This window comes from Mesorhizobium sp. Arg314, from assembly GCF_053714275.1.
In genome coordinates, this window is the sequence record NZ_JBSKBP010000103.1 from 1 (window position 1) to 5,780 (window position 5,780).

6 protein-coding genes and 2 pseudogenes are annotated in these 5,780 nt (G+C 64.7%); all 8 read left to right on the plus strand.

Annotated features, from left to right (window positions below):
- Positions 1–246 (plus strand): annotated as a pseudogene (locus tag ACWGS9_RS33750) (carboxylating nicotinate-nucleotide diphosphorylase); the annotation flags it as partial.
- 11 nt (positions 247–257) lie between these two features.
- Positions 258–584 (plus strand): hypothetical protein, encoded by a 327-nt coding sequence (locus tag ACWGS9_RS33755; RefSeq protein ID WP_454509273.1) that lies wholly within the window; start codon positions 258–260, stop codon positions 582–584.
- A 69-nt stretch (positions 585–653) separates the two neighbouring features.
- Entirely contained in the window at positions 654–1,106 is a 453-nt protein-coding gene (panD, locus tag ACWGS9_RS33760; RefSeq protein WP_454509274.1) for an aspartate 1-decarboxylase, read from the plus strand.
- Positions 1,107–1,166: 60 nt separating this feature from the next.
- Positions 1,167–2,159: a biotin synthase BioB gene (gene bioB / locus ACWGS9_RS33765; protein ID WP_454509275.1), complete on the plus strand. Its 993-nt coding sequence runs from the start codon at positions 1,167–1,169 to the stop codon at positions 2,157–2,159.
- The gene (locus tag ACWGS9_RS33770; protein WP_454509276.1) at positions 2,156–3,298 is read left to right on the plus strand and encodes an 8-amino-7-oxononanoate synthase; all 1,143 of its coding nucleotides are present in this window, start codon (positions 2,156–2,158) and stop codon (positions 3,296–3,298) included. Before bioB ends, ACWGS9_RS33770 begins: the two co-directional genes overlap by 4 nt.
- Complete coding sequence (gene bioD, locus ACWGS9_RS33775) at positions 3,295–3,933, plus strand: dethiobiotin synthase (protein WP_454509277.1); 639 nt, start codon at positions 3,295–3,297, stop codon at positions 3,931–3,933. The genes ACWGS9_RS33770 and bioD overlap by 4 nt, the downstream gene beginning before the upstream one ends.
- Positions 3,930–5,195 (plus strand): adenosylmethionine--8-amino-7-oxononanoate transaminase, encoded by a 1,266-nt coding sequence (locus ACWGS9_RS33780; RefSeq protein WP_454509278.1) that lies wholly within the window; start codon positions 3,930–3,932, stop codon positions 5,193–5,195. Before bioD ends, ACWGS9_RS33780 begins: the two co-directional genes overlap by 4 nt.
- A pseudogene (locus ACWGS9_RS33785) lies at positions 5,192–5,780 on the plus strand (3-oxoacyl-ACP synthase); the annotation flags it as partial. The gene ACWGS9_RS33780 and the pseudogene ACWGS9_RS33785, both read left to right, overlap by 4 nt.

Here is a 5,780-nt window from a genome sequence, read left to right on the forward strand (position 1 = left end):
ATGACGGCGCTTCACCTGGCGCCGCAGCCTGTCGTCCTTCTCTCCAGGGCGCCACTTGGAACCGATGCGTCGAGCACGCTCGCCCAGGGCGGCCTCGCGGCAAGCCTGACGCGGGCAAGCGTCGCGGCAATTGCGGCCATCGGCGTCGACCTCATCTCCGTCGGCTGGCTCACCCACAGCGCTCCGATCCTCGACATCGGCCTCGAGATACCGCCCGACCGAAACTGCAACAGGCATCTGAACTGAAGGGAGGGGACATGAACCGTGATCGTAAGAACTGCTTTGGCCGCAGATCAACCCGCGCCAGCACATCCCTAGTTCCACCGGCTGCCGGGGCAAGCCTGCTCGATGCCAGGCGACACACTTCAACGGTGGAGGCAGAAGCAACGGGCCAGCAACAAGGAACAAAAGACCGCGCGGAGGCACTTGGCTTTATAATCTGCCGGCTCGACGAACTGCGCCAGATGGCTGCCTCTCATGGGCTGGAACTCCTCGGTTATTTGCTGGACGTCGCCTTCACCGAATCCTGCGACGCGATCAGACGGGAGCGTTCCTCCGCTCGAGGCCAAGAAACCTCGCGATAGGCGCCGAGCCGAGAGAGGACCGCCAGACGGGTGGATTAGGCTTGCAAAGTCGTTCTTGGAGAAAAAGGCATGCGCAAATTCGTTGCCGGCAAGCTGCACGGCATCTATGTCACCGAGGCCAACCTCGACTACCACGGCTCGATCACGCTCGACCCCGATCATTGCGAAGCAGCCGGCATCCTGCCGATGGAATTTGTCGAGATATGGAACAAGAATTCCGGCGCACGCATCTCCACTTATGTCATCCTTGGCGAGCGGGGGTCGCGCTGCTGCATCCTCAACGGCGCCGCGGCCCGCACCTGCCAGCCGGGCGACCAGGTCATCATCTGCAACTCGGTCTATGTCGACGAGGCAAAGCTCACCAAGCTCAAGCCGCGGGTGCTGACCTTCGACAGGGATAATCGCATCGTTGAGCGCCTGACCTATTCCGTCGAGACGAATGCCGACGGAGGCTATAGTTTCTCCATACTCGATGAGGCTCGCAAAGCGCTCCCCGTACCGGCGCTGGTGGGCAGATCATGACAGGCACCTACGCCTGTTTCTCTTGCGGCTAATGCCGGAAGCTTTTGGGAAGGAAATGGCATGAACGTCGAACTGCAGCTGAATGCCGCCTCGGCCAGCGGGGCATTCCCCCAATGGAGCCGGGAAGCCGCGCAGGCACTCCACGACCTGCCCTTCAACGATCTGCTGTTTCGGGCTCAGACCATCCATCGCGAGAATTTCGATCCCAACCGGGTGCAGCTGTCGCGCCTGCTCTCGATCAAGACCGGCGGCTGTCCCGAGGATTGCGGCTATTGCAGCCAGTCCGCGCATCACCAATCCGGTCTCAAGGCCTCGAAGCTGATGGAGGTTCAACGCGTCATCGCCGAGGCCAGGAAGGCGCGCGATGCGGGCGCCACGCGCTATTGCATGGGGGCCGCCTGGCGCAGCCCCAAGGAGCGCGACATGGATGCCGTGGTCGCCATGGTCGAAGGCGTGAAAGCGCTCGGCATGGAGACCTGCATGACGCTCGGCATGCTCGACCTCGATCAGGCGCAGCGGCTCAAGCAGGCCGGCCTCGACTACTACAACCACAACATCGATACCTCCGAGCGCTACTACAGCGAGATCATCTCGACCCGGACCTTCACTGAGCGGCTGGAAACGCTTGGCCACGTCCGCGACAGCGGCATCAAAGTCTGCTGCGGCGGCATTGTCGGCATGGGCGAGGAGGAGGCCGACCGTATCGACATGATGGTGACGCTCGCCAACCTGCCACAACCGCCCGACAGCGTGCCAATCAACATGCTGATCCCGATCGAGGGCACGCCGCTCGGCGGGGCCGAACCGATCGAGCCGATCGAGTTCGTCCGCACCATCGCGCTCGCCCGCATCATGATGCCGAAATCGCATGTGCGGCTCTCGGCCGGCCGCACGGCGATGAGCGACGAGATGCAGGCCCTGTGTTTCTTCGCCGGCGCCAACTCCATCTTCGTCGGCGACACGTTGCTAACCGCCGACAACCCCGGAGAGGACAAGGACAGTGCTTTGTTCCGCCGGCTGGGCATCAAGCCGATGGAGCGCGAAGCCCAGTGAACGGGCGAGCCTTGGTCGACCGCTACGAGGCCAGCTTGCGCGGGCTGGCCCGCAAGGACCGTTTGCGGAGCCTCAGCGCCCGCTCGGGCACCGACTTCGCTTCCAACGACTATCTCGGCCTCGCGCGCTCGAAGCGCATGGCCGATGCGGTCGCGGCGGCACTAGCCGCCGGCACCCCCGTCGGGGCGACGGGCTCGCGGCTATTGCGTGGCAACACGCCTGAGCACGAGTCGCTCGAGGCCAAGGCATCCCAATTCTTCGGTGCCGAGCGCGCGCTGTTCTTCGGCGGCGGCTATGTCGCCAATTTCGCGGTGCTCACGACCCTGCCCCAGAAGGGCGATCTGGTCGTGCTGGACGAACTCATCCACGCCAGCGCGCATGAGGGAGCGCGGGCCGGCCGCGCCGATGTGGTGGAAGCCGCGCACAATGACCCGAGTGCCGTGAACGATGCGATCCGGACCTGGCGCGCGAGAGGCGGCGCGGGCCGGCCCTGGATCGTTGTCGAGAGCCTCTACAGCATGGACGGCGACCGGGCTCCGCTCGGCGATCTGATCGCGGTCGCGGATCGGCACGATGCATTCTTGTTCGTCGACGAGGCTCATACCACCGGCGTCTACGGCCCAGACGGGCGCGGTCTTGCTCACGATTTCGAAGGCCGCGACAATGTCGTGGTGCTGCATACGTGCGGCAAGGCGCTGGGTGGGTCCGGTGCGCTGGTCACCGCACCTGCAGTCCTGTGCGATTATCTGGTCAACCGCTGCCGTCCCTTCATCTACGCCACCGCGCCCTCGCCGCTAATGGCAGTTGCGGCCGCAACGGCCCTCGACATTGTTGCCCAGGAGCCGGATCGCCGCGAACGGCTGGCGAGGCTGGTCGCGCTTGCCGGCAAGAGGACCGAGGACCTCGGCTTGCCCGGGAGCGGTTCGCAGATCTTGCCGATCGTCGTCGGCGACAATCGACGCACCATGGCGCTGGCGCAGGCTCTGCAGTCGCGCGGCTTCGACGTGCGCGGCGTCCGCCCGCCGACCGTGCCCGAAGGCACGGCGAGGCTGCGGATTTCGCTGACGCTGAATGTCGGCGAGGCCGACGTTTCGGAACTGTTCGATGCTCTTGCCGCAGAATGGAAGCGCGCGCCATGACGGTGCAGATTGTCATCACCGGGACCGACACCGGCGTTGGTAAGACGGTGTTCGCGGCTGGCCTTACGGCGCTGCTCGACGGCATCTACTGGAAGCCGGTGCAGTCAGGCACCCGAGCACAGACCGACAGCGAAATCGTCTCCCTCCTCGCGGGACTGTCTGCCGATCGGATGTTGCCGGAAGCCTGGCGCCTTACCGAGCCCCTGTCGCCGCACCGGGCGGCCGAATTGGACCGCGTGGAAATTGACGCGCAGGCACTTACTCTGCCGCCGACCGACCGCCCTCTTATCGTGGAAGGTGCGGGCGGGGTGATGGTGCCCCTCAACAGGCACACACTCTACATCGACGTCTTCGCGCGGTGGAACGCGCCCGTCGTGCTCTGCGCCCGCACCGCGCTCGGCACGATCAACCACACGCTGCTCTCCATTGAGGCTCTTCGCGCTCGCTCGATACCGCTGCTTGGCGTGGTGTTCATCGGCGACCGGGTGGTTGATACGCAAAAGACAATCGCCCAGATGGGCAAGGTTCTTGTGATTGGCCGCCTCCCATTTCTCCAGTCGCTGACACCGGGAACACTTGCCGCGAACATGCAGGAATTATTCAGGGCCACCGACTTCATCGGAGCTAGTCGATGAAAAACTCCGCTGTCTGGCATCCCTTTACCCAGCATGCCATGGAGCCGTTGCCGCCGACGGTCGTGCGTACCGAGGGCGCCTATATCGAGACGCGCGAGGGTAAGCGCATCCTCGATGCGATTTCCTCCTGGTGGGTCATAACCCACGGCCACCGCCACCCGAAGATTGTCGAGGCGATCCGGGATGCGACCGAGACACTCGACCAGGTGATCTTCGCCGGGCTCAGCCACGAGCCGGCCGAGCGATTGGCCTCCGAGCTGGTCGACATGGCACCGCCGGGCCTCGACTGGGTGTTCTATTCCGACAGCGGCTCGACCAGCGTCGAAGTGGCGCTCAAGATGGCGCTTGGCTTTCACCGCAACCTCGGTGCGCCGCGATCGCGCATCGTCGTTATCGAGCGCAGCTATCACGGCGACACCATAGGCACGATGAGCGTCGGCGCGCGCGGTGTCTTCAACGCCGCCTACGAGCCGCTTCTGTTTGCGGTCGACACCATCCCCTTCCCCGCCGCAGGCCACGAGCAGAAAACGCTCGATGCATTCGAACGGCTGGCGCGCGACCGCGAGGTTGCCGCGCTGATCATCGAGCCGCTGGTGCTCGGCGCCGGCGGGATGCTCATGTATCGTGCCTGGCTCGTCGCCGAACTGAAGCGCATTGCCGAGCGTTCCGAAACGCTTTTCATCGCCGACGAAGTGATGACCGGCTGGGGTCGCACCGGCACCATGTTCGCCTGCGATCAGGCGGCGATTGCGCCTGATATATTGTGCACGTCCAAGGGTCTGACCGGCGGCTCGCTGCCGCTCGCGGCGACACTTGCCACCGATGCGATTTTCCGGGCGCATTACTCCAGCGACCGTGCCAAGACCTTCTTCCATTCGAGCTCCTACACGGCGAACCCGATCGCCTGCGCGGCAGCGCTCGCCAATGTCGGCATCTGGAACGACGAGCCTGTGGCGGAGCGTGTGGCAGCCCTGTCGCGGATGCAGTCAGAAAAGATTGTGCGATTCAGCGAGGACCCGCGCTTTGAGAATGTGCGCACCACCGGCACCATCGCCGCGCTCGACCTGCGCGTGGGCAGTGCCGGCTATCTGGCCGAGGTCGGCCCCAAGCTGCGCGCCTTCTTCCTCGAGCGCGGATTGCTGGTGAGACCTCTGGGCAACGTCATCTACGTGCTGCCACCCTATTGCGTGACGTCCGACGAACTCGACCGCCTCTATGATGCTATCGACGAGGCGGCCGGCGTTGCGAGCGCAAAAAGATGAACCGTAGGGCGCGCATCATAGGCCTTGGCCATCACGTGCCGGCTCGAAAAGTCGGCAATGCAGAGATCGAGGCAAGCCTCGGGCTGGAGGCAGGCTGGATCGAGGGGCGCACCGGCATCCGTTCTCGCTTCTGGGCAGAACCAGACGACACGCTCTCCGGACTGGCGACACAAGCAGGCGAAACAGCGCTGCAGGCCACAGGCATCGATCGCAAGGACATCGGCCTGCTTCTGCTGGCGACGTCGACACCGGACCATCTCTTGCCGCCGAGCGCGCCGCTGGTGGCGCACAGGCTCGGCCTTGAAGGGGCCGGCGGGGTGGACCTGGCGGGTGCCTGCGCGGGATTCATCTACGCCATGACCTTCGCCGAAGGCTTCGTGCGCCTGCACAACAAGCCGGCCATTATCATCGCCGCGAACATATTGAGCCGTCGCATCAATCCGGCCGAGCGGGCTAGCGCCGTGCTGTTCGCGGATGCCGCCGGCGCCGTGGTACTTGCCCCGTCCGCCGATGCCGGCCACGGCATCCTCGGCGCCTCGATTGCTTCAGACGGATCCGCCTACGGCCTCATCCAGATCCCGGCGG